The organism is Pseudomonas sp. IT-196MI5, from assembly GCF_949767415.1.
In the GTDB taxonomy this organism is placed as follows: Bacteria; Pseudomonadota; Gammaproteobacteria; order Pseudomonadales; family Pseudomonadaceae; genus Aquipseudomonas.
In genome coordinates, this window is sequence record NZ_CATKPZ010000027.1 from 1 (window position 1) to 23685 (window position 23685).

Annotated in this window: 23 protein-coding genes and 1 riboswitch; of the genes, 10 read left to right on the top strand and 13 right to left on the bottom strand. The window is 61.2% G+C overall.

Features of this window, described 5'->3' with window-relative positions; translation table 11 throughout:
- Positions 1–70: 70 nt before the first annotated feature.
- Positions 71–520, bottom strand: a complete 450-nt coding sequence (locus ACM6IK_RS17675) for a c-type cytochrome (protein WP_108217012.1) — start codon at positions 518–520, stop codon at positions 71–73.
- A 128-nt stretch (positions 521–648) separates the two neighbouring features.
- Here ACM6IK_RS17675 and ACM6IK_RS17680 point away from each other — a divergent pair, with 128 nt between their 5' ends.
- A complete protein-coding gene (locus ACM6IK_RS17680; RefSeq protein ID WP_414875369.1) occupies positions 649–1833 on the top strand; it encodes a murein transglycosylase A in 1185 nt (394 codons plus the stop codon).
- A gap of 115 nt (positions 1834–1948) precedes the next feature.
- Here ACM6IK_RS17680 and ACM6IK_RS17685 read toward each other — a convergent pair whose 3' ends face one another.
- Positions 1949–2332, bottom strand: coding sequence for an MAPEG family protein (locus ACM6IK_RS17685; RefSeq protein ID WP_414875370.1), 384 nt, complete (start codon positions 2330–2332; stop codon positions 1949–1951).
- A gap of 49 nt (positions 2333–2381) precedes the next feature.
- Complete coding sequence (locus ACM6IK_RS17690; RefSeq protein WP_414875371.1) at positions 2382–3215, bottom strand: EamA family transporter; 834 nt, start codon at positions 3213–3215, stop codon at positions 2382–2384.
- A gap of 317 nt (positions 3216–3532) precedes the next feature.
- Between ACM6IK_RS17690 and ACM6IK_RS17695 the strand changes: the two genes are divergently transcribed.
- The gene (locus tag ACM6IK_RS17695; RefSeq protein ID WP_414875372.1) at positions 3533–4702 is read left to right on the top strand and encodes an MFS transporter; all 1170 of its coding nucleotides are present in this window, start codon (positions 3533–3535) and stop codon (positions 4700–4702) included.
- A gap of 213 nt (positions 4703–4915) precedes the next feature.
- Here ACM6IK_RS17695 and ACM6IK_RS17700 read toward each other — a convergent pair whose 3' ends face one another.
- Positions 4916–5320: an acyl-CoA thioesterase gene (locus ACM6IK_RS17700; RefSeq protein WP_218431183.1), complete on the bottom strand. Its 405-nt coding sequence runs from the start codon at positions 5318–5320 to the stop codon at positions 4916–4918.
- 198 nt (positions 5321–5518) lie between these two features.
- A riboswitch (S-adenosyl-L-homocysteine riboswitch) is annotated at positions 5519–5618 on the top strand.
- A 23-nt stretch (positions 5619–5641) separates the two neighbouring features.
- On the opposite strand from ACM6IK_RS17700, the gene ahcY reads away from it, so the two are divergent.
- The 4 genes from ahcY (at position 5642) to ACM6IK_RS17720 (ending at position 11139) form a co-directional block, all read left to right on the top strand.
- Positions 5642–7051, top strand: coding sequence for an adenosylhomocysteinase (ahcY, locus tag ACM6IK_RS17705; protein WP_414875373.1), 1410 nt, complete (start codon positions 5642–5644; stop codon positions 7049–7051).
- 117 nt (positions 7052–7168) lie between these two features.
- Positions 7169–8014: a methylenetetrahydrofolate reductase [NAD(P)H] gene (gene metF / locus ACM6IK_RS17710; RefSeq protein ID WP_108217018.1), complete on the top strand. Its 846-nt coding sequence runs from the start codon at positions 7169–7171 to the stop codon at positions 8012–8014.
- 214 nt (positions 8015–8228) lie between these two features.
- Positions 8229–9044 (top strand): substrate-binding periplasmic protein, encoded by an 816-nt coding sequence (locus ACM6IK_RS17715; protein ID WP_108217019.1) that lies wholly within the window; start codon positions 8229–8231, stop codon positions 9042–9044.
- Between the two features lie 223 nt (positions 9045–9267).
- Positions 9268–11139, top strand: coding sequence for a DEAD/DEAH box helicase (locus ACM6IK_RS17720; protein WP_218431187.1), 1872 nt, complete (start codon positions 9268–9270; stop codon positions 11137–11139).
- Positions 11140–11331: 192 nt separating this feature from the next.
- Here the strand turns inward: ACM6IK_RS17720 and ACM6IK_RS17725 are convergent, their stop codons facing one another.
- From ACM6IK_RS17725 to ACM6IK_RS17735, 3 genes are all read right to left on the bottom strand, one after another.
- The gene (locus ACM6IK_RS17725) at positions 11332–11919 is read right to left on the bottom strand and encodes a YceI family protein (RefSeq protein WP_414875374.1); all 588 of its coding nucleotides are present in this window, start codon (positions 11917–11919) and stop codon (positions 11332–11334) included.
- A gap of 32 nt (positions 11920–11951) precedes the next feature.
- Positions 11952–12503, bottom strand: coding sequence for a cytochrome b (locus ACM6IK_RS17730; RefSeq protein WP_414875375.1), 552 nt, complete (start codon positions 12501–12503; stop codon positions 11952–11954).
- Between the two features lie 265 nt (positions 12504–12768).
- Positions 12769–14520, bottom strand: coding sequence for an FAD-dependent oxidoreductase (locus ACM6IK_RS17735; protein WP_414875376.1), 1752 nt, complete (start codon positions 14518–14520; stop codon positions 12769–12771).
- A 223-nt stretch (positions 14521–14743) separates the two neighbouring features.
- Between ACM6IK_RS17735 and ACM6IK_RS17740 the strand changes: the two genes are divergently transcribed.
- Together ACM6IK_RS17740 and ACM6IK_RS17745 are read left to right on the top strand one after the other, a co-directional pair.
- Positions 14744–16150 carry an adenosylmethionine--8-amino-7-oxononanoate transaminase gene (locus tag ACM6IK_RS17740; RefSeq protein ID WP_150725080.1) on the top strand — a complete coding sequence of 469 codons (1407 nt, stop codon included), beginning with the start codon at positions 14744–14746 and terminating at the stop codon, positions 16148–16150.
- A gap of 148 nt (positions 16151–16298) precedes the next feature.
- Positions 16299–17018, top strand: a complete 720-nt coding sequence (locus tag ACM6IK_RS17745; protein ID WP_414875377.1) for a 16S rRNA (uracil(1498)-N(3))-methyltransferase — start codon at positions 16299–16301, stop codon at positions 17016–17018.
- A 122-nt stretch (positions 17019–17140) separates the two neighbouring features.
- On the opposite strand, the gene ACM6IK_RS17750 is transcribed toward ACM6IK_RS17745, so the two are convergent.
- The 3 genes from ACM6IK_RS17750 to ACM6IK_RS17760 are packed head-to-tail and all read right to left on the bottom strand — an operon-like array spanning position 17141 to position 19692.
- On the bottom strand, positions 17141–18043 hold the full coding sequence (locus tag ACM6IK_RS17750) for a transporter substrate-binding domain-containing protein (RefSeq protein WP_414875378.1): 903 nt from the start codon (positions 18041–18043) through the stop codon (positions 17141–17143).
- Between the two features lie 29 nt (positions 18044–18072).
- Complete coding sequence (locus ACM6IK_RS17755) at positions 18073–18423, bottom strand: RidA family protein (protein WP_115947976.1); 351 nt, start codon at positions 18421–18423, stop codon at positions 18073–18075.
- Positions 18424–18450: 27 nt separating this feature from the next.
- Positions 18451–19692 carry a D-amino acid dehydrogenase gene (locus ACM6IK_RS17760; protein WP_414875379.1) on the bottom strand — a complete coding sequence of 414 codons (1242 nt, stop codon included), beginning with the start codon at positions 19690–19692 and terminating at the stop codon, positions 18451–18453.
- A 109-nt stretch (positions 19693–19801) separates the two neighbouring features.
- On the opposite strand from ACM6IK_RS17760, the gene ACM6IK_RS17765 reads away from it, so the two are divergent.
- Complete coding sequence (locus ACM6IK_RS17765) at positions 19802–20719, top strand: LysR family transcriptional regulator (RefSeq protein ID WP_414875380.1); 918 nt, start codon at positions 19802–19804, stop codon at positions 20717–20719.
- Here ACM6IK_RS17765 and trhA read toward each other — a convergent pair.
- Positions 20716–21333 (bottom strand): PAQR family membrane homeostasis protein TrhA, encoded by a 618-nt coding sequence (trhA, locus tag ACM6IK_RS17770; protein WP_414875381.1) that lies wholly within the window; start codon positions 21331–21333, stop codon positions 20716–20718. The genes ACM6IK_RS17765 and trhA overlap by 4 nt on opposite strands.
- A 131-nt stretch (positions 21334–21464) precedes the next feature.
- On the opposite strand from trhA, the gene ACM6IK_RS17775 reads away from it, so the two are divergent.
- Complete coding sequence (locus ACM6IK_RS17775) at positions 21465–22379, top strand: LysR substrate-binding domain-containing protein (protein ID WP_090451917.1); 915 nt, start codon at positions 21465–21467, stop codon at positions 22377–22379.
- 111 nt (positions 22380–22490) lie between these two features.
- Here the strand turns inward: ACM6IK_RS17775 and madM are convergent, their stop codons facing one another.
- Positions 22491–23255 carry a malonate transporter subunit MadM gene (gene madM / locus ACM6IK_RS17780; RefSeq protein ID WP_414875382.1) on the bottom strand — a complete coding sequence of 255 codons (765 nt, stop codon included), beginning with the start codon at positions 23253–23255 and terminating at the stop codon, positions 22491–22493.
- Between the two features lies 1 nt (position 23256).
- Positions 23257–23673 carry a malonate transporter subunit MadL gene (gene madL, locus ACM6IK_RS17785; RefSeq protein ID WP_414875383.1) on the bottom strand — a complete coding sequence of 139 codons (417 nt, stop codon included), beginning with the start codon at positions 23671–23673 and terminating at the stop codon, positions 23257–23259.
- Positions 23674–23685: the final 12 nt, after the last annotated feature.

Below are 23685 nucleotides of genomic sequence, written 5' to 3' on the forward strand. Positions count from 1 at the left end.
CCCACCGGGTCTTGACGTCCCCTGTGGGAGCGAGCCTGCTCGCGAAGACGTCAGACCGGGTAGCGCTGGGTCAATGATCCCGAAACGCCTTATGACAAGCACTGCAAGCATCTTCGACTTTCTGCACCGACGGCCCCAGGTTACTGGCCTTGTAGGGTTGAACCTGGCTGGCGATCACCAATTCACCGGTGGCGGATTCAAGGTCACGGGCCATGGCCTGGAAACGCGCCTGCTGCTCCCAGACATCGCTCTTGGCGCTGGTGTGATCTTCTTCGCGGACCTGCGGAAAGTGTTGCCACGGCTCACGGGACAGCGCATCGAGTTTCACCGAGCCCTCGGCGAACTTCGGGCCATCGAACGCAATGCGCCCACGCAGCATGCCGCCCAGGTCTTCGCCAGTCTTGAGCATCTGCTTGAAAATGGCCTTGCGCTGGCCGAGCGGCGAGTTGGGGTCGACTCCGCCACAAGCGGACAACGTCAGGCAGGCCAGCAATACAACAGAAAGTCTTTTAAGAGTCATGGTGGCTTCAGGTCACGGGAAACGGCGGCCAGTATCCCCGCGTCATCGGCAAAGACCAATAGCCCTAATATCAATAAGGGTTGCTTGAGCGCATGGAGCGCTCAGGCAACCGGCAAAGGAATCACTCCATGAACAACCGTTTCAAGGCATGGCGTCACAGCCTGGCCTGGACCCTGCCGATGGTGGCCCTGCTCGCAGGCTGCACCGGTGGCGACAACCAACAACCGAAGACCCACGCTCTGGCGACCTATTCCAGTGCCACATGGGAAGCGCTGCCGGCGGTATCCGACAACGACCTGGTCGCCGGCTTCGGCTCGTGGCGCAGCGCCTGCACCCGACTCAAGGCCGACCCGGTCTGGGGTGGCACCTGCGCAGCGGCTGCCAACGTGCCGCAAACCGCCAGCGACATTCGCGGTTTTCTCAAACAGAACCTCGATGTCTATGGCCTGCGCGCTGCCAACGACAACCCCAGCGGCCTGATCACCGGCTACTACGAACCGGTCTATCCCGGGAGCCTGACCCAGACCGGCGCTGCCAATGTCCCGGTCTATGGCGTCCCCGAAGACATGATCGTCGTCGCCCTCGACAGCATTTACCCGGAACTCAAGGGCAAACGCCTGCGCGGTCGGCTCGAAGGTCGCGTGCTCAAGCCGTACGACGATGCGGCAACCATTGAAAGCAAAGGGGTCAAGGCGCCGGTCGTGGCCTGGCTGACCGATCCGATGAACCTGCAGTTCCTGCAAATCCAGGGGTCGGGTCGTATCCAGCTCGACAATGGCCGCCAGTTGCGCATTGCTTACGCCGATCAGAACGGCCATCCGTATCGACCGATTGGCCGCTGGCTGGTGGAACAGGGCGAGTTGAAAAAAGAAGACGTGACCATGGGCGCCATCAGCACCTGGGCCAAGGCCAATCCGTCGCGGATTCCCGAACTGCTCGGCAGCAACCCCAGCTACGTGTTCTTCACCCGCAACCCGGACAGCAACGAAGGCCCGCGCGGCTCGCTGAACGTACCGCTGACCGCCGGTTACAGCGCGGCAGTGGATCGCAAGGTCATTCCGCTGGGCAGCCTGTTGTGGCTGTCCACCACCAAACCGGACGGCACTGCGCTGGTTCGCCCGGTGGCCGCACAGGACACCGGCGGCGCCATTTCCGGCGAGGTCCGGGCGGATCTGTTCTGGGGCACCGGCGATGCGGCCGGGCAATTGGCCGGAGACATGAAGCAGCAGGGGCAAATCTGGATGCTCTGGCCCAAAGGTGCGGCGCTACCGCAAGTGCCGCAAGTGTCGGATGCAGAGAAGGCCAAGCCCTAAACCAGCGGTGGCTTCCGGATAGCTATCGCGAGCAAGCTCGCTCCCACAAGTTTTGCACAATCCATGTGGGAGCGAGCTTGCTCGCGATGAGGCCGATAAATACCCTGAAGATCTTTCAGACCGACACCACAAAGAAACTCACGATCAACGCCATCCCCACGAACCACACCAGCGACCGCAGCGTCGCCCAGTCCGCCAGGTAGCAGATGATGTAGAGCAGGCGGCTGGTAATGAACAACACCGACAGCACATTGATCGTCACCAGCTCGGCATTGCCGGCCAGGTGCGCCACGATCACCGCCGCCGCGAACGCCGGCGTCACTTCGTAACTGTTCAACTGCGCCGAGTGTGCCCGCCTGCCCAAGCCTTCCAGAGAGTCGAGAAAATCCCGAGGGTCATGATTGTCTTTCAGCCTGAACCCGCCACTGATCTTGGCGACCCACGTACACACATACGGCAGCAAGATCGCAATCAAAATGCACCACAGAGCCACCGTCATAACGTCTTCCTTTCTTCTAGTTGTGGAGAGTTGAATTCCATCCGGGCGATCAAAACTTCATCACCAGTATGCCGATCATCACAAGGCTACAGGCGAGCAACCGTGGCCCGCCAAACGGTTCTTTCAGGTAACGCATGCCAAACAGCACCACCAGAATCACGCTGATCTCGCGCAACGCTGCGGCCTCGGCAATCGAACCCAACTGCATCGCCCACAGCACCAAAGCGTAGCTGAACAACACGCAGAACCCGACCGCCAGGCCCAGCCGCCACTGCTCGCGCCAGAACAGCATGAACGCGGGTCGTTTACGCACCACCGCCAATAGCGGAAACGGCCAGGCGCTGAGCAGAGTGACCCAGACCAGGTAATCCAGTGGATGGGACCAGCGCCGCAATGCCTGCCCGTCGATGTAGGTGTAGCAACCGATGCACAGGCCGATCAGCGCCACCACCGGTAGCATCGACCATGGAAGGCGCGCTCCGCCGCCGCCCTGCCAGAGCAGGCACAGCATGCCGAACGGGATCAGCAGGATTCCGAAAATCTGTTGGTGGGTCAGCTCTTCCCCGGCAAAGATCAGCGTCAGCGCCAGCACCACCAACGGCGACAGGCCGCGCATCAGCGGGTAAACCAGCCCGAGGTCGCCGACCCGATAGGCCTGGATCAACAAATAGCGATAGAGCAACTCGAACGCCGCCGATGCCAGGATCCACGGCCAGATCTCCAGCGGCGGCACGCTCAGGAATGGCAACATCAGCGCGACAAAGAGCAGTGCCACGCTGTCCATGCAGGCCACCACCAACAGCCGCTCCGCACTGAATTTGATCAGGGTATTCCACGCCGCGTGCAACAGCGCCGCCATCAACACCAACGCCGTTGCAAGCACGGCCTACTCCTTATTTTGTCCCACCCCTTCCCTGTAGGAGCGAGCTTGCTCGCGAAGGTCGTCAACGATGACGCACGCATCCTGGATAAACGCGGCATGTTGGGTTTTTTCGCGAGCAAGCTCGCTCCTACAGTGTTCGGCAGAGAATTGATTCGCCATATATCAGTGGCTGTTTATACTGCAAGCGACCACGCCGCACTCAGTTGCGCACAGACTAATTCCAATAAAAATTCTGCCCGGCCCGCTCTCGTCGAGAACGGTCGTCGGCCTGCGTATGCCTGATCACAGCGTCAAGACTACCGACAGAGACCTTGCGCATGCCACTCGCTTTGCTTGCCCTCGCTGTTGCCGCCTTCGGCATCGGCACCACCGAATTCGTCATCATGGGCCTGTTGCCCGACGTCGCCCGCGATCTCGGCGTGAGCATTCCCGATGCCGGACTGCTGATCACCGGCTATGCCCTGGGCGTGGTATTCGGCGCACCGGTCCTCGCCGTCGGCACCGCCAACATGCCGCGCAAAGCTACCCTGCTGGGCATGACGCTGATGTTCATCCTCGGCAATATGCTCTGCGCGCTGGCGCCGAATTACGCCACGCTGATGGCCGCGCGAGTGATCACGGCACTGTGCCATGGCGCATTTTTCGGCATCGGTTCGGTGGTCGCCGCCGGGCTGGTGGCACCCAACAAACGGGCCCAGGCGATTGCCATGATGTTCACCGGCCTGACCCTGGCCAACGTGCTCGGCGTGCCGCTGGGCACCGCACTCGGGCAATACGCAGGTTGGCGCTCGACCTTCTGGGCGGTGTCGGTGATCGGTGTACTGGCGGCGATTGCGCAATGGGTCTGGTTGCCGAAGAACATCGCGATGGATAAAGCCAACCTGGCCAGCGAGTTGAAGGTGCTGGGCAAGGCCAACGTACTGCTGGCGCTGGGCATGAGCGTGCTGGCTTCGACCAGCCTGTTCAGTGTGTTCACTTACATTGCGCCGATCCTGCAGGACATCACTGGCGTCAGCCCGCACGGCGTCACCATCATGCTGCTGTTGTTCGGCGTTGGCTTGACCGCCGGCAGCATGCTCGGTGGTCGTCTGGCGGACAGCCGCTTGCTGCCTTCACTGGTGGGCATGGCGCTGGCGGTACTGGTGGTGCTGGCGGCGTTCACGCAAACCAGCCATTCGGCCATTCCGGCAGCGATCACGCTGGTGCTGTGGGGTACGTTCGCCTTTGCGCTGTGCCCGATCCTGCAACTGCTGATCATCGATCAGGCCATTGAGGCGCCAAACCTGGGTTCGACCTTGAACCAGAGCGCCTTCAACCTCGGCAACGCCGCCGGAGCCTGGATCGGCGGCCTGGTGGTAGCCAGCGGCGCGGATCTGGCGGACTTGCCGTGGACCGGTGCGCTGGTCAGCGGGCTGACCGTGTTGACTGCATTGTTCTTCATCTATCGCCAGCGTCGCGTTGCGGCTGCGCTTGATCTGGCGGGTTGAGCATGTTCCTGGTCGCCCTGGGTGCGGATGGTTTCATGCAACACCGCGGTACGGGGCTCACGGCTGTTCAGTAGGCCGACAAATCTCCGGGATCAGCAGATCGCCTTCGCGAGCAAGCCCGCTCCCACATTTGTCTTCAGCGGACACAAATTTTGTGTTCGACGGTGATCCAGTGTGGGAGCGGGCTTGCTCGCGAAGGGCGCGCCACCGATCTCACTGTGCGGCATCATCATCCTTGAACTGGTCTTTGACGTACTTGATCTCGGTTCGGCCATGGGGCGCGGGCAAGCCGTCTTCACCCAGGTTGACGAAGACCATCCTCTCCACCGTCAGGATGCTTTTGCGGGTGATCTTGTTGCGCACTTCACATGTCAGGGTGATCGAGGTGCGGCCGAATTCGGTTGCCGTGATGCCCAGCTCGATGATGTCGCCCTGGCGCGAGGCGCTGACGAAGTTGATTTCGGAAATGTACTTGGTCACTACACGCTGGTTCCCCAACTGGACGATGGCGTAGATCGCCGCCTCTTCGTCGATCCAGCGCAGCAGGCTACCGCCGAACAAAGTGCCGTTAGGGTTGAGGTCTTCGGGTTTTACCCATTTGCGGGTGTGGAAATTCATATTCACTCCTGACCATCTTGCCGATTGATGCCTGGCATCATGGCAGAGCCCGGACTAGAGCTCTATCAAGCTTTGACTATGGTCTCGATTACCGTTCGGACATTGACCAACAGAAACGCTTTGGAAGATCAGCATAGCCCGCTATAATCGCCACCGTTTCAAAACGGTCATCATCGCTTGATACCGTTTTCCCGCCACCTGTCCGAGGGGCGCTGCAGCAGGTTCAACCTGTCAGGCTCGGATGGGGCGTTGCCTGGCCTTAAGCCAGACACTAAACGCACAACGGCGCCCATTCGCATACATTACGAATGGAGGCTCTTCATGAGCGCTGTTATCACGCCTGCAGATTTTACCGATTACAAAGTCGCCGACATGTCCCTGGCTGCCTGGGGCCGTCGCGAAACCATCATCGCTGAATCCGAAATGCCAGCCCTGATGGGTCTGCGTCGCAAGTACTCCGAAGAGCAGCCGCTCAAGGGCGCGAAGATTCTCGGCTGCATCCACATGACCATTCAGACTGCCGTGCTGATCGAAACCCTGGTTGCCCTGGGTGCCGAAGTACGCTGGTCGTCCTGCAACATTTTCTCGACTCAGGACCAGGCCGCCGCTTCCATCGCCGCTGCCGGCATCCCGGTTTTCGCCTGGAAAGGTGAAACCGAACAAGAGTACGAGTGGTGCCTGGAGCAGACCATCCTCAAAGATGGCCAGCCATGGGATGCCAACATGATCCTCGACGACGGCGGCGACCTGACCGAGCTGCTGCACAAGAAGTACCCGCAGGTTCTGGATCGCGTCCACGGCGTGACCGAAGAAACCACCACCGGCGTTCACCGCCTGCTGGACATGCTGGCCAAGGGCGAGCTGAAAATCCCGGCCATCAACGTCAACGACTCGGTGACCAAGAGCAAGAACGACAACAAGTACGGCTGCCGTCACAGCCTGAACGATGCCATCAAGCGCGGCACCGACCACCTGCTGTCCGGCAAGCAAGCGCTGGTCATCGGCTACGGCGACGTGGGCAAGGGTTCCGCTCAGTCCCTGCGCCAGGAAGGCATGATCGTCAAGGTTTCCGAAGTCGACCCGATCTGCGCCATGCAAGCCTGCATGGACGGTTTCGAAGTGGTTTCGCCATTCATCGACGGTATCAACAACGGTACCGAATCAAGCATCGACAAGGCACTGCTGGGCAAGATCGACCTGATCGTAACCACCACCGGTAACGTCAATGTTTGCGATTCGAACATGCTCAAGGCCCTGAAGAAGCGTGCCGTTGTCTGCAACATCGGCCACTTCGACAACGAAATCGACACCGCTTTCATGCGCAAGAACTGGGCATGGGAAGAAGTGAAGCCGCAGGTTCACAAGATCCACCGTACCGGCGCTGGCGATTTCGACCCACAGAACGACGACTACCTGATCCTGCTGGCCGAAGGCCGTCTGGTTAACCTGGGCAACGCCACCGGCCACCCGAGCCGCATCATGGACGGTTCGTTCGCCAACCAGGTTCTGGCGCAGATCTTCCTGTTCGGCCAGAAGTACGCCGACCTGTCGCCAGCCCGGAAAGCCGAGCGCCTGACCGTTGAAGTACTGCCGAAGAAACTCGACGAAGAAGTGGCCCTGGAAATGGTCCGTGGCTTCGGCGGCGTCGTGACTCAACTGACCAAGACCCAGGCCGACTACATCGGCGTGACCGTCGAAGGTCCGTTCAAGCCGCACGCTTACCGCTACTGATACCTTGAATGACAACGCGGTGTGCCTGGCGCACCGTGTTGTCTGGTTCGCTGGCAAGCCAGCGAAGGCGTCGTGACGGACACACCGTTTGGCTTTCGAGTTTCCAAGGATATGACCATGTCCCAAGATCGTCGCTACAGCTTCGAGTTCTTCCCTACGAAGACCGATGCCGGGCAAGAAAAGCTGCTCGCCACTGCTCGCCAGTTGGCCACCTACAACCCCGATTTCTTCTCCTGCACCTACGGCGCCGGCGGTTCGACCCGTGATCGCACGCTGAACACCGTGTTGCAGCTCGAAAGCGAAGTCAAAATCCCTGCCGCTCCGCATCTGTCCTGCGTGGGCGATAGCAAAGCTGACCTGCGCGGCCTGCTGGCCGAGTACAAGGCCGCCGGCATCAAGCGCATCGTCGCTCTGCGCGGTGACCTGCCTTCAGGCATGGGCATGGCCAGCGGTGAATTGCGCCACGCCAACGACCTGGTTGAATTCATTCGTGAAGAAACCGGTGATCACTTCCACATCGAAGTCGCCGCTTACCCGGAAATGCATCCGCAAGCGCGCAATTTCGAAGACGATGTTGCCAACTTCGTGCGCAAGGCCAACGCTGGCGCCGACAGTGCGATCACCCAGTACTTTTTCAACGCCGACTGCTACTTCTACTTCGTGGAACGTGTGCGGGCGCTGGGTGTGAACATCCCGATCGTGCCGGGCATCATGCCGATCACCAACTACAGCAAGCTGGCGCGCTTCTCCGATGCCTGCGGTGCGGAAATCCCGCGCTGGATCCGCAAGCAACTGGAAGCCTACGGCGACGACACCCAGAGCATTCAGCGCTTTGGTGAACAGGTCATCACCGAAATGTGCGAACAGTTGCTGCAGGGCGGCGCTCCAGGGCTGCACTTCTACACATTGAACCAGGCTGAAGCGAGCCTGGCGGTGTGGAGAAACCTGAAACTGCCGCGTTGAGGCAGCTACAAGCTGCAAGTTGAAAGCTACAAGCAAGATCAAAAGATCGCAGCCTGCGGCAGTTCCTACCCCGGAATGTGTATTCCCTGCAGGAACTGCCGCACGCTGCGATCTTTTGCTTTCAACGCACTATTAATGTGCAGTAATTCACCGAGTTAGAGCATCTGCGGTCAGTTTCTGGCTCTTTCCGGTTTCTCGTCGTAATCTCAAACCCATGCCTTTGATCACGCAGTTAATCGCCATGCTTGTCTTCGCTTGCCTGAGCTTCGCCGCTCGGGGCGAGAAGCTGCGCATTGTCACGGAGCCGTGGGCGCCTTATGTGTATGAAGTCAACGGCAAATCGCTGGGTCTGGACTACGAAACCACCGCCATTGTCTTCAAGCGCCTGGGCATCGAAGTGGAATGGCAGTTCCTGCCATGGAAACGCTGCCTGTCGATGCTTGAAACCGGGCAGGCCGACGGCGCGCTGGACATCTTTCACAGCGACGAACGTGATGCGACCCTGCTCTACCCCAGCGAACCACTGTCTGAAGTCCAGTTCGTGATGTTCTACGCCAATGACCGGCCCCATCCGTTTCGCACCCTCGATGACTTGCGCGGCCTGACCATCGGCACCTCGCCGGGTTACCTGTACAGCAAGGACTTCAGCGATTCGACGCTGTTCACCCGCGAGCCGGCTCCCACCCATGAAGCCAACTTCGGCAAACTGGTGCGCGGGCGCATTGACCTGCTGATTACCGACCGCCGGGTCGGCCAGCATTTGCTCGATGAACTGGGCATCCGCGGCAAGATCACCGAAAACCCCACGGTCATCAGCCAGCAAAGCCAGTTTCTCGCGGTGCGTCGCAATGCGGGCATGGATCTGCTGGTGCAGCGTTTCGGCGCCGAACTCAAACGCTTCAAGCGCGAACCCGCCTACGCTGAACTGAGTGCCCGCTATGGCGCGCAACCGGCCGCCAGCGTGAAGGCTGAAAAGGCCACGGCTACCACGGAAAAAACCGTTGAGCAGCAGGAAAGCAGCGCGCAGTGATAGCTCTGTTATACTCCGGCCTTCCCGCCAGGCTCACGCCCGGACGCTCGGAATCGTTAAAGGCATCTCAACCCCGCTACAGCGCAGCTTTCAGCCCGCGCGAGCGCTTGCAGACGAGCCTTCGAGACCCAGCAGGACCGGACGGGATTGCGTCCTCTTAAACGCCATTCGCGCCAGGCAAGACTCCCATTGGGCCAAGCCCTAACTTAAAACAGGATTACTCATGTCCTTTGCTTCCCTCGGGCTCTCCGAGGCTTTAGTCCGCGCCATCGAGGCAGCGGGCTATACCGAGCCTACTCCGGTGCAACAGCGGGCCATTCCCGCCGTGTTGCAAGGTCGCGACCTGATGGTCGCGGCACAGACAGGTACTGGTAAAACCGGCGGTTTCGCCCTTCCGATCCTGGAGCGGTTGTTCCCCAACGGTCACCCGGACAAATCCCAGCGTCACGGCCCGCGCCAGCCGCGCGTACTGGTCCTGACCCCGACTCGCGAACTCGCAGCCCAAGTGCATGAAAGCTTCAAGGTCTATGCCCGTGACCTGAAGTTCGTCAGCGCCTGCATCTTCGGCGGTGTCGGCATGAACCCGCAGGTTCAGGCCATGGCCCGTGGCGTGGATGTGCTGGTGGCCTGCCCTGGCCGTCTGCTCGACCTGGCCGGCCAAGGCAGCGTCGACCTGTCCCACGTGGAAATCCTCGTGCTGGACGAAGCCGACCGCATGCTCGACATGGGTTTCGTCCATGACGTGAAGAAAGTGCTGGCGCGCCTGCCAGCCAAGCGCCAGAACCTGCTGTTCTCGGCGACCTTCTCCAAGGACATCACCGACCTCGCCGGCAAGCTGCTGCACAACCCGGAGCGCATCGAAGTCACGCCGCCGAACACCACGGTCGAGCGTATCGAACAGCGTGTGTTCCGCCTGGCCGCCAGCCACAAGCGTTCACTGCTGGCGCACCTGATCACCGCTGGCGCCTGGGAACAGGTGCTGGTGTTCACCCGCACCAAGCACGGCGCCAACCGCCTGGCCGAGTACCTGGACAAACACGGCCTGAGCGCCGTTGCGATCCACGGCAACAAGAGCCAGAACGCCCGCACCAAAGCCCTGGCCGACTTCAAGGCCGGCGAAGTGCGCATCCTGGTCGCCACCGACATCGCCGCCCGCGGCCTGGACATCGACCAATTGCCCCACGTGGTCAACTTCGAGTTGCCAAATGTCGATGAAGACTACGTGCACCGTATCGGCCGTACTGGCCGCGCCGGTCGTTCGGGCGAGGCGATTTCGCTGGTAGCCCCGGACGAAGAAAAACTGCTGAAAAGCATCGAACGCATGACCCGACAGAAAATCGCCGACGGCGACCTGATGGGCTTCGATGCCAGCGCCGTGGAGGCCGAGAAACCAGAAGTGCGCGAGCGTCCGGACATGCGTAACCCGCGCAATCCACGTGGCCCGCGCGGCGACGGTCCGAACGGCAGCGGTGGCGGCGGCGGTCGCAAGGACAAAGGCAAGGACAAGGGCAAGGAAAAACCGGCCGGCGAACGCGGCGAGCGCCCTGCCCGCCAGCAAAAGCCACGTGAAGGTACTCCGGCCCGTGAACAGCGTCAGCCGAGCCAAGCACCACGCGCCGCCGCTGACCGTGCCCCGGACGAGTTCCTGGACGACGATATCGATAACTTCGGTAACCGCGTCGACTACGTGCCGCAGCAGAAACCGGCCCAAGGCCGTGGTCGCCGTCCGGGTGCTCCGGCACAAGGCACCGCCGCCAGTTCGGGCGCTCCACGCTCCGGCAAGCCACAAGGTCGCCAGAGCGGTCCGCGCAACAGCGATGGCGCCAGCACCGGCACCCCACCGGCCAAGCGTAGCGGCCCTCGCAGTGGCGCACCGCGCGACGGCCAGGCCCGCCGCGAAGACTCGCGCAACCGCCGCCCGGCCCGTGACGACCAGCCGCTATCCGAGCCGGCCGTGCAGAACCCGCGTGGCCCGGCACCGAAGATCATGCACAAGGAGTCGAAAGCTGACCGCTTCCCGACACCTGAACAGCTGGATCAACTGCCGAGCCGTCCTCGTGGAGAGAAACCAGCGCTGCTGACCCGCAATCGCTGAGTTATCGCTGCAATGAAAAATGCCCCTGATCGCGAGATCAGGGGCATTTTTTTATGGCTGATGAAATCCTGTAGGAGCGAGCCTGCTCCGGGCGGCGTTCCGACGATGGTCGTCAACGATAACGCTGGGAGCCCGATGTTCCGTGGCGCTCTCAGGTTTTTCGCGAGTAGGCTCGCTCCTACAGTCTCAGCATTACTTCGCTTTGACACCTTCAAAGGACACGTACATCTCAACTGCATCGGACGATGGGCCCAGGTCTTTCTGCTTGCCGAAATCGGAACGCTTGAGGTTGAAAGTACCCTCGAAGCCTGCGCGGTAGCCGCCCCATGGATCCTTGCCTTCACCCAGGAAGGTGGCCTTGACCACGATAGGCTTGGTCACGCCGAGGATGGTCAGGTCGCCAGCCACGTCAGCAGTGTCCTTGCCAGCGGCGTTTTTGCCGGTGGGTTTGACGCTGGTGGAAACGAACGTGGCTTTGCTGGCGTTCAGGAAGTCTTTGCTGGCGACGTGCTTGTCACGCTCGGCGTTGTTGGTGAACACGCTGGCGGTGTTCACGTTGAACTCGATCTTGCTGTCTTCAGGCTTGGCAGCGTCGAAGCTGAACTTGCCGTCGATGTCCTTGAAAGTACCGGTGATGAAGCTGTAACCAAGGTGACTGATCTTGAAGTCAACGAAGGCGTGCTGGCCTTCTTTGTCGACCACGTAGTCAGCAGCCATTACATTACCGGCGGACAACAGGGCCGAACCGATTGCCAGAGCGGCCAGAGTCTTTTTCAACATGCTTTGTTTTCCTTTGGAGTCGAGGTTGAACTTCAGGCTTTGCGACCCAGCATTCGCTTGAGGGTCACATCACGGTCGATAAAGTGGTGCTTCAATGCTGCCAACGCATGGAGGCCGGAAAAAATTACCAGCACCCAAGCCAGATAGAGGTGAATCACGCCAGCGGTATCTGCCTGGTCCGGCAGTCCGGATACCAGCGCAGGGACTTCAAACAAGCCAAACACCGGGATACCGACACCTTCTGCGGTGGAAATCAGGTAACCGGCAATCAACACAGCAAACAGACTGATATACAGAAAGCCATGGCCGAACCTGGCGCCGAGGCGCGTCATGCGGCTGTAGCTGGCCAGGGTTGGCGGCGGCGGGCTGATGAAGCGCCACAGCACCCGCAGCAACATCACACCCAGCAACACCAGGCCGATGCTCTTGTGCAGGTCCGGCGCATCTTTGCGCCAGGTGCTGTAGTAGTCGAGTCCCACCATCCACAGTCCAAGCGCGAACAGACCGAAGACCGCCAGCGCCACACTCCAGTGAATGACGATACTGACCCAGCCGTAGCGGGAGGTAGAGTTACGTAGCTGCATTGCCTAGATCCCTGTAAGTGCTGGCCCAAGACTATCGAGTTATCTATCGAATTAAAGCGGAAAATTTTGCTTTGAAATATCGAGAAATACGATCAAGAGTCTGAAACAGGCGAGTTAAGAAAAGATTAAAGGCCAATGTGTGTACAAAAATGTAGCCCAACTCAATAACACTTCCTGCCAAAGATTTATTCGATTGTGTGCCCAGATTTCTCCGGGCATAAAAAAACGCGGCATTTACACCGCGTTTTTTTGATCCCAGGGCTTACTACGCCTTGGCATCCATTACCGGAGTCGCCGCAGGTTTAGCTGCTGGCTTCTTCACCGGCTCGGTTTTCTTGGCCGGCGCCTTGACTGGGGCTTTTTTCGCCTCGGTCTTGGCGACCGGTTTCGCCGGAGACTTTTTGGCCGGTTCGGCTTTTGCCGGGGTTGCTGGCTTCGGTGCTTCGACCGGAGCCGGTGCAACGGCCGGGGCGGGTGCTGGCACAGGAGCAGGCGGTGCTACCGGCTCAGGTGCTTTGACCGGCTCTGGCTTCTTCTCGTCATCCGAGCCGCCGAACAGGTTGCTGAAGAAATTGCCTTTCTTCGCCGCCACCGCACCAGCGCCCGCCGCAGCGGCGGCCGGGACTACTTTCGCCGGTTCGAACGACTTGCCCGCCGCCAGGTCTTCAACCTGGCCAGCTGCGCGCTGACCCGTGCGCAGCGCGCCTTCCAGGGTGCCCGGGTACAGGGTGTCGGTGTGTTCGCCAGCGAAGGTTACGCGCTGAATCGGGCGTTCCCACAGGCGCCAGAACTTGCTGATCTGGCCCGGGCCGAAGGCCAGGTAGGCGCCGCCAGTCGACGGGTCGGTGCTGTAGCGACGGATTTCATAACCGGTGAACGAACCGCGAGCCTGTGGATAGAACGTATGCAGGCGAATCAACACCTGATCAACCATCTGCTTGTCGCCGAACGCCTGCATCACTCGCGCATTGTCGCCGGACAGGTTGATCACCACATTGGCACCGCCCTTCAGGGCAGGCTCGATCCACAGCATGCCCAGGCCGGTGTTGCTATAGATCTCGCCAGACATGCGCGCCTTGGATTCCCACACCGGCGTCTTGAACTTCAGCATGATCTGATCGCGCCATCCGTAGTTGGTACCCTTGATCGCCGCCAGGTGCTGGGCGTCCAGCGCCGGGGTCATCTGGATCTTGTTCAGGGCGCGCAGTGGCACCGCCAGCACGACGTAGTCAGCCTGATAGCTGACGCTGTCGACTTTGACGGTCACGCCGTCCTTATCCTGAGTGATCGACGAGACCCGGGAATTGGTCTTGATGGTTTTCAGCTGCTTGACCAGTGCCTGGGCCAGTACCGGACTGCCACCGACCAGGCGCGAAGCCCGCAGGTCACGATCGGAGACGCCGCGGTAAACGCGGCTCTGCTGCGCGAAGTACAGCAGCGACAAGCGCGAAGGCTCGTCGTAGCGGGTACGGATCTGCTGGTTGATCAGCTGGCGGGCGGTGGCCGGCAGGTTCTGCTTGTCGAGCCAGCTCGACACGTTGATCTGATCCAGCGCGTACAGCGTGTTGTTGGCGGCCGGGTTCTGCGGATCGTCGATCGAGCGCGCCAGATCGTCCACGGCCTTGTCGAAGCGCTTGAGCGCCTCGGCGGTAGCCGGCTGTTTGGTCGCCAGGTCGGCGGCGGAGTAATACTCGCCATCGATCAGGTAGCCTGGGGTCCGCACGAATTCAGGGGCCGGCGTGGTGCTCAGCTTGAAGTTCGATACGTATTTGTTCAGTACCGGTTGGGCCTTGTCGTTGCCGATCCACTCGCTGGTGGCCATGCCGGAACGGCCGCCCAGGCTCGACTTGGCTTCCAGCAGGGTGACCTGCCAACCCTTGTTCTGCAGCTCGTACGCAGCAGTCAGGCCCGACAGGCCGCCGCCGATCACGATCGCGGTTTTATCCTTGGCCAGCGCAGACACGCTGAACAGCCCCAACATCACCAGCGCACAGGCGCGCAGCCAACCGACAGACATTCAGCGAACTCCGGAATCACACGAGGAAAACAACAGTTTTTGCGAGCCAGACGGCTCAAGAACCGCGAAGGATACGTCAGCCTTCCAACACCCGCCAGCAACGTCTATCGACCTGGATAAAGTAGCTGATTCGACACAATGGGTTGTCCCCGTGGCACGCATTGCATAGGCTTGCGCGATTGTTTGTCCGCGCAGTTCACGGACCGCCTCCAGGAGAGTGAAAATGGGCCTGAATAATCAGTGGATGCAACGCGATCTCGCCGTGTTGTGGCATCCCTGCACCCAGATGAAAGATCACGAACAACTGCCGCTGATCCCGATCAAGCGCGGGGAAGGCGTGTGGCTGGAAGACTTCGAAGGCAAACGCTACCTCGATGCGGTCAGCTCCTGGTGGGTCAATGTATTCGGCCACGCCAACCCGCGGATCAACCAACGCATCAAGGACCAGGTCGATCAGCTCGAACATGTGATCCTTGCCGGCTTCAGCCATCAACCGGTGATCGAACTGTCCGAGCGCCTGGTGAAGATGACGCCGGAAGGCCTGACCCGGTGCTTCTACGCCGATAACGGTTCGTCCTGCATCGAAGTCGCGCTGAAAATGAGCTTTCACTACTGGCTCAATCGCGGTACGCCAGCCAAGAAGCGCTTCGTCACCCTGACCAACAGCTACCACGGCGAGACCATGGCGGCGATGTCGGTGGGCGACGTGCCGCTGTTCACCGAGACCTACAAAGCGCTGTTGATGGACACCATCAAAGTGCCGAGCCCGGACTGCTACCTGCGCCCCGAGGGCATGAGCTGGGAAGAGCACTCGCGCAACATGTTCGCCGCCATGGAGCAGACCCTGGCCGAAAACCACGACACGGTCGCGGCAGTGATCGTCGAGCCGCTGATCCAGGGCGCCGGTGGCATGCGCATGTACCACCCGGTGTACCTCAAGCTGCTGCGAGAAGCCTGCGACCGCTACGGCGTGCACCTGATCCTCGACGAAATCGCCGTCGGCTTCGGTCGCACCGGGACGATGTTCGCCTGCGAACAGGCCGGCATCCGCCCGGACTTCCTGTGCCTGTCCAAAGCCCTGACCGGCGGTTACTTGCCGCTGGCGGCGTGCATGACCACCGACGAAGTCTACAGCGCCTTCTACGACGACTACCCGACCCTGCGCGCCTTCCTGCACTCCCACAGCTACACCGGCAACCCGCTGGCGTGCGCGGCGGCCCTGGCGACCCTGGATATTTTCGAAGAAGACAACGTCATCGAGAACAACAAGGCGCTGGCCCAGCGCATGGCTTCATCGACGGCGCATCTGGTGGACCACCCGAACGTGTCCGAAGTGCGCCAGACCGGCATGGTGCTGGCCATCGAGATGGTCAAGGACAAGGCCAGCAAGGAAGCTTATCCATGGCAGGAGCGTCGTGGCCTGAAGGTGTTCCAGCACGCCCTGGAGCGCGGTGCCTTACTGCGTCCACTGGGTAGCGTGGTGTATTTCCTGCCGCCGTATGTGATCACCCCGGAGCAGATCGACTTCCTGGCCGAAGTGGCCAGCGAAGGGATCGACATTGCGACCCGTGACAGCGTCAGCGTGGCGGTGCCGAAAGACTTCCACCCGGGATTCCGTGATCCGGGTTGATGATGCGGTCAATGTGGGAGCGAGCTTGCTCGCGATAGCGGTCTTTCAGACACCATCAATGGTGAATGTCAGATCGTCATCGCGAGCAAGCTCGCTCCCACAGAAGTCCCACCGATCCATGACCAACACCCTTTTTCAGAGACCCCGCATGAGACTGTCCCGCTTCTTTATCGACGCCCCCCTGAGCATCGGCGAGCACGAGTTGCCCGAAGCCCAGGCCCATTACATCAGCCGCGTGCTGCGCATGGCCGAGGGCGATGCGTTGCAGTTGTTCGACGGTTCGGGCCAGGAGTTTCGCGCCAGGCTGGTCGACGTCGGCAAAAAGCGCGTGGTGGTGCAGATCGATGAAAGCTTCGCCGGGCAGGTCGAATCGTCGCTGCACATCCATCTCGGCCAGGGCCTGTCCCGAGGCGAGCGCATGGACTGGGCAATTCAGAAAGCTACGGAACTGGGCGTCACTGAAATCACCCCGATCTTCACCGAACGCTGCGAAGTCCGGCTCAAGGACGAGCGCGCCGACAAGCGCCTGCTGCACTGGCGCCAGGTGGCGATCAGCGCATGCGAACAATGCGGGCGCTCAAGGGTGCCGGTGATTCATCCGCCGTTGTTGTTGGCCGACTGGCTGAAGCAAACGCAAGCCGAGTTGAAGCTGGTGCTGCATCCAGTGGCCGAACCGCTGGTGAGCCATGCCAAGCCTGCAAGCCTGGCATTCCTGATCGGTCCGGAGGGTGGTTTGTCCGATGCCGAAGTCGATCAGGCCAAGGCCGGCGGCTTTCATGCTGCCCGCCTCGGTCCGCGGGTGCTGCGCACCGAAACCGCGCCGGTTGTCGCACTGGCGGTGGCTCAGCAGTTGTGGGGTGACTTCTAAGACCCCATCGCGAGCAGGCTCGCTCCCACAGTGGATCTCCAGTGATCACAAAGTTTGTGAGCACCACAGGCCCAATGTGGGAGCGAGCCTGCTCGCGAATCGCCACGACTCGGTCTGGATGACTACTGCACCGGATCGCTCACCGGTTTGGCAATGATCGCCTTGAGTTCGCTGGTCATCGGGAACTCGAGGTTCAAACCCTTCGGCGGGATCGGTTGCTCGAACCAGCGTTTGTAGATGCCATTGATCTCGCCCGAGCTGTACAGATCCGCCAACGCGCCATTGACCAGCGCCAGGAACTGCGGATCGTCCTTGCGCACCATGCAGCTGTAGATCTCCCGCGATTGCTCCTCCCCGACCACCACCCACTTGTGCGGGTCATTGGCCTTGGCCCGCTCGCCGTAGAGCAGCGCATCGTCCATGTAGAACGCCACCGCCCGGCCCGATTGCAGCATCTGGAAGGCTTCGCCGTGGTCCTTGGCGCTGATCACGAACATGTCGATCTTGTTATCGACGTTGTAGCTTTTCAGGAAACGCTCGTTGGTGGTGCCGGCGGTGGTCACCACGTTCTTGCCGCGCAGGTCGGCGAAGCTCTTGATCCCGCTGTCCTTCGCGGTCAGCAACTGGCCTTTGACGTAGATGAAGCCATAGGAGAACGCCACCTGCTTCTGCCGTTCGGCGGTCACGCCGGTGGAGCCGCACTCCAGGTCCACGGTGCCGTTCTGCACCAGTGGAATACGGGTCTGCGAGGTCACCAGGTTGTAGTTCACCTTCAAGTCCGGCAGCGCCAGTTGCTGCTGGATACGCTCGACGATCTTGCCCGCCAGATCCACCGAGTAACCCATTGGCTTGCCGCTGTGATCACCCACGTAGGAGAACGGCACCGAAGCATCGCGATAGCCCAGGGTGATGCTGTTGGCGCTGGCGATCTTGCTCAGGGTGCCGGTCAGCGGCGCTTCATTGGCCTGAACCTGATTGCCGAGCAACAGGCCAAGCGTACAAGCGAGCAACGTGATTTTTTGCATTGTTATTCTCCGTTGTGGGTGTTGGTTTATCAGACGCGTGCAGCGATGACGGTGATTTCCACCAGCACCTGCGGGCGGGCCAGTTCGGCCTGCACGGTGGTGCGGCTCGGCGCCTGCCCCGGCGACAGCCAGGCCGACCAGACCTCGTTCATCGCGGCGAAATCCGTGGTGATGTTCTTCAGGTAAATGGTCGCGCTGAGCAGATGATCCTTGTCGCTGCCCGCCTCGGCCAGCAATGTATCGATTTTCGCCAGCACTTCGCGGGTCTGGCCGCTGGCATCCAGGGCATCGCCCGGCACCTGCCCGGAGAGAAACACCAGGTCGCCAAAGGTCACGGCACCGGACAGGCGCGGGTTGCTGTGCAGTCGGGTAATGGTCATTGCAATGTCCTCTTCAGAAATCGGTGTTCAGGCGGCCCGGTGGTTGAAACCGAGCAGGTCGATGGAAGGCTCGCGCTCGCCGATCAGCTCGCTGAGCAAGCGCCCGCTGCCGCATGCCAGGGTGAAGCCCAGCGCACCGTGGCCGAGGTTGAGCCACAGATTGCGATACGCCGTCGCACCGAGCAACGGCACGCCGCTGGGGGTGGCCGGGCGCATGCCGGCCCACTCGACGGCTTCGTCATAGGCGCCGGCATTTGGAAAGGTGTCATGGGCCTGGCGCTTGATCAGTGCCAGGCGTTTGGGGTCCAGCGCAGGGTCGAAGCCGACGATGTCGACCATCGCCGCCACGCGCAATTGCTCGCCGATGCGGGCGTAGACGATCTTGCGGTCGTAGTCGGTAATGCTCACGTCCGGCGCCCGGTGACCGGCGCCGATCGGCACGGTCAGGCTGTAGCCTTTGAGCGGATAAAGCGGCAGTTGCAACCCGGGCAGCGCCAACAGCGGACTGCGGTGACCGGCGGCGATCACCAGTTGATCGACCGGCAGCACTTGCTCGCCCAGTTCGATGGCGTTGATGCGGCCGTTGCTGTGGCGAATGCCGGTCACCGCTTGCCCGAGGAGAAACTCGCAACGGCCGGACGCCTTCAGTCGTGCGGCCAGTTGCTGGCAGAAACCGTGGCAATCGCCGACCTCTTCGTCCGGGGTGTAGATCGCCCCGACAAATGGCGCATCGACCAGCGCCGGTTCCAGCTGCGCGCATTCGGCCGGCGACAACACCTGCTGTCGCTGCGGGTCGGCCAGGCCCTGGCGCGCATGTTCGAAGCTGCTGTTCTGGCGGAAAGTCACCAGTTTGCCATTGCGCCGCCACTGGAATCCCGCCAGTCCATCGTCCTCGCGCCAGGACTTCAAGGTGTCCTGGCTGAACAGCGCCAGGCGCAGCAAGTGCGCGGCGTTCTCGCGGTTGACCGAGCGGCGGCAAGCGCCGAGGAACGACGCCATCCAGCGCCACTGGGCCGGGTCGAAGCGCGGGCGCAGCTTCAGCGGTGAATCGCCGCGCAGCATCCAGCCGATGGCTTGCCAAGGCACACCGGCGTCGGCCAGGGGCGCGACATAGCGATAGGACAACTGGCCGCCGTTGGCGAAGCTGGTTTCGCTGCCCAGCGAGTCCCGTGCCTCGACCACCGTCACCTCGAAGCCGTCGCGCACCAGCGCATAGGCTGTTGCCAGGCCAATCACGCCGCCACCGATGATGCACACACGCTGAGCCATGTCCGTCCCTAAAACCGTTGTGAAGACAAGGCCAAGGTTAGAGCCAGGTGACAGACGTTGAACAATGCATAAAGATGGCAACCCCATAAACAAAGGTTATGGACTTGTCATGCGCCTTCGCCATATCGAAATTTTCCAGGCCATCCGCCAGACCGGATCGATCAGCGCTGCCGCGCAATTGCTGCACGTCTCGCAGCCAGCGGTGAGCAAGGTGTTGCAGCACGCCGAGCAGCAATTGGGCTTCCCGTTGTTCCTGCGGGTACGCGGCAAGTTGCAGGCGACGCCGGAAGCGCTGGAGCTGGAGCGCGAGGTGGACAAGGTCAGTGAAAGCCTGCAAGGCGTGCGACGCCTGGCGCAGAGCCTGCGCCGTGAACCCGGCCACAGCCTGCGCATCGGTGCCACCCCGGCACTGGCCCTGTCATTGCTGCCGCCGGCCATACACGAGTGGACCGGGCGTTACCCGGACATCGTTTGCGAACTCTCCAGCGCCCACAGTCGCGAACTGGTGCAGAACCTGTTGATGCGCGAAGTGGATGTCGCCCTGACCCTGCAACGCCCGGATCACCCGGGGCTCAAGGCCCAGGCGCTGGCGTCCGGCGTGCTGGTGGCGCTGGCGCCGAGTGGTTACTGGCCTCAGGAAGAGGCAGGTAAACCGTTGCCGCTGATGGCGCTGGCGGATGCGCCGCTGATCGGTTTATCCAGCGCCGATCCGCTGGCCGCGCGACTCGACAGTTACCTGGAAGCGGTCGAACCGCCGCCACGGGTACGCATCGCCGTGCAAACCTACTCACTGGCACGGGCGATGGTGGAATCCGGGGCGGGTCTGGCGGTGATCGATCCGTTTACGGCCCTGGGTGCGTCCCCTGCCACAACGACGATCCGCCCTCTGGCACCGCCGCTGCCCATCACCCTGTACGCCGTGACCCGTGCCGCCGAACCACCGCCTCACACCTTGAACGACCTGTTGCAGGTATTCAGCCGTCGAGCCCGGGAGCAGCTGGATCGCCTGGTTCCGGTACAGCCTTAAAGCACATAAAAGAAAATCGCCACAAAGTGCAGCAGGCTCCCGGCGATGACGAACAGATGCCAGATCCCGTGGGCATGGCGCAGGCGATGATCGAGGGCAAAAAAGATAATCCCCACGGTGTACAACACCCCGCCTGATGCCAGCCACGCAAATCCGGCGGCGCCCAGCGCCGCGAGCAGCGGCTTGACCGCCACCAGCACGATCCAGCCCATCACCGCGTAAATCACGATCGATAGAATGCGTGCTTCCGAACGCGGCTTGATCTCTTGCAGGATACCGATCAGCGCCAGTCCCCAGACAATCCCGAACAACGTCCAGCCCCACGGCCCGCGCAGGGTCACCAGGCAGAACGGCGTGTAGCTGCCGGCGATCAACAGGTAGATCGAAAAGTGATCGACCTTCTGCATGATCGCTTTCTTGCGCCCGCGCACGCTGTGGTACACGGTCGATGCGCTGTAAAGCACCAGCAAGGTAAAGGCGTAGATTGCCATGCTGACAATCTTCCACGGGCTGCCGTCGAGACTGGCCAGCACAATCAGCCACACCCCGCCGACAAACGCCGCCACTGCCCCGACCAGATGCGTCCAGGCGTTCAGTCTTTCCCCGTGATACATGCGTCGCTCACCTCGAAGTTCATTGCCGCAAAGCGCAAGGCTCAGGCTTCAAGCGTAAAAGCGCAATGTTTCCGTACGACGGGCCCGGCGTAATTGGGCACAATCGAGTCATTCCAAAAAGAGTCCGCCCCATGCTGATCGATGAAGAATTGACCCTGAAAAAACTCGAGGTGTTCCTCGCTTTCATGCGCACCGGCAACCTGGCGCGGGCCGCTGCCGAATTGCAGACCAGCAATGTCAGCGTGCATCGGGCGATCCATTCCCTGGAAAGCGCCCTGCGCTGCCCGTTGTTCAAGCACGAAGGCCGCAGTCTGACGCCGCTGGAAAGCGCTTATGTGCTGGAAGAGCGGGCGCAGAAACTGATTCAGGATGTCGTCGAAAGCGTGCGCCTGACCCGCGAAGCCGCCGGTTTCTCCGCCGAGCGCTTCAAGTTGGGTTCGCTGTATTCGCTGACAGTGAAGACTGTGCCGCAGTTGATCATGGGTTTGAAGATCCGCCGCAGCGAACTGAACATCGACCTGATACTGGGCTCCAATATCGACCTGCTCTACAAGCTCAAGAACATGGAAGTCGATGCGGCCCTGGTGTCGCTGGACGACAGCGTCAACGATCCGGATTGCGAGCAGATCCCGCTGTTTTCCGACGACATCTTCCTCGCCACGCCCGCCGATTCGAAGTTTGCCCAGCGAACCGAAGTCGACCTGGCCGAAGTCCGCGACGAAACCTTCATCACACTGACCCAGGGCTTCGCCACCCATCAGGACGGCAAGCGGGTATTCGAGCAGGCAGGGTTCGAGCCGAAGGTGGCGATGCAGGTCAACGACATCTTCACCCTGCTGAGCATGGTCAGTTCGGGCGTGGGTTATGCGTTGCTGCCGGGGCGGATTGCGGCGGTGTACGAGAACCGGGTGAAGCTGATCCCGCTGCAGGAAAAGTACCGCTTGCAGCAGCATATTGGCGTGGTGTTCCTGAAGGCCAAGGAGCGTGATCCGAATCTGCTGGCGTTGCTGGCGGAGTGTCGGATGTATGCCAATCGGCAGGTTTGAGACCGTGTCGCGGCCATCGCGAGCAAGCTCGCTCCCACAGGAGACCGCATTCCAATGTGGGAGCGAGCTTGCTCGCGATGACGTCGGTACAGTCAGCGAAGATCCCGAGACTTACCCAACAATCCCGCGAACAATAAAGAACAACAGCGAAGGCCCCAGCAGACAGCCCAGCCCGGTGTGGAAGGTCGCGGTCAACGCGCCATAAGGCACCAGGCGCCGATCCGTCGCCGCCAAACCGGCGGTCACGCCGCTCACGGTGCCGGCCAGCCCACCGAACACCATCGCCGAGCGCGGGTTATCCAGGCCCATCCAGCGCGCCGCCATCGGCGTACCCACCATCACCAGAATCGCCTTGATCAGGCCGGTGGCAATCGACAGCGCCATCACATCCGAGGTCGCACCGATTGCCGCACCGGTCACCGGCCCGACGATGTAAGTCACCGCACCGGCGCCAATGGTGGTCATGCTCACCGCATCGCGATAACCGAAGGCCCAGGCCATGCACGCGCCGACAATGAACGGCAGTACCGTGCCCAACAGCAGCGCGATCACGCCGATCAAACCGGCCTTTCTCGCTTCCGTGGCCTGCACCTCGAATGCCGTGGCAACGATGGCGAAGTCCCGCAGCATGGCACCACCCATCAACCCGATGCCGGAAAACAGCGTCAAGTCCGCCAGGCCTTTTTGCCCGCCAGTCATCGTGCCGCCGACCCAGGCCAGCACCAGGCCGATGACGATGGCAATCGCCGAACCGTGGATGCGTCCGAAGGTCAGGCGTTTGGAAAGAATGACCGATACCCACATGATCACGCCGACAAAGGCGAATGCGGTGACCAGACCGTTGTGTTCCAGACCGCTCTTGATGAGATCCCACATATCAGCGACCTCCTGCCGGTGCGCCAACCGGCGTTACATCCACCGGTTCATCAGGCAAGGGTTCGCCTTTATGGGTCCGGCTGATCAGGGCAATGGTACAGCCGCAGACCACCACCGAGCCGATCGCCGCCAACACCGCCACCGGACCGCCATGCAGCGCCGTGACCACGTTTTGTTGCGCCGCCATGGCCACCACCACCGGGATGTACATGGCGCCCCAGAAGCCGACGCCCAGCTCGCAATCCTTGGTCATGCCGCCACGTTTGTGCATCCACAACCGTGCGCAAATCAGCAGGATCATCGCGATCCCGACACCGCCGACGTTTGACTTCACGCCCAGCAATACACCGAGCATGTCACCCATGATCACCCCTGCCAGCGTACAGATCGCCAACAGCGCCACACCGTAAATAATCATTGTTGTAGTCCT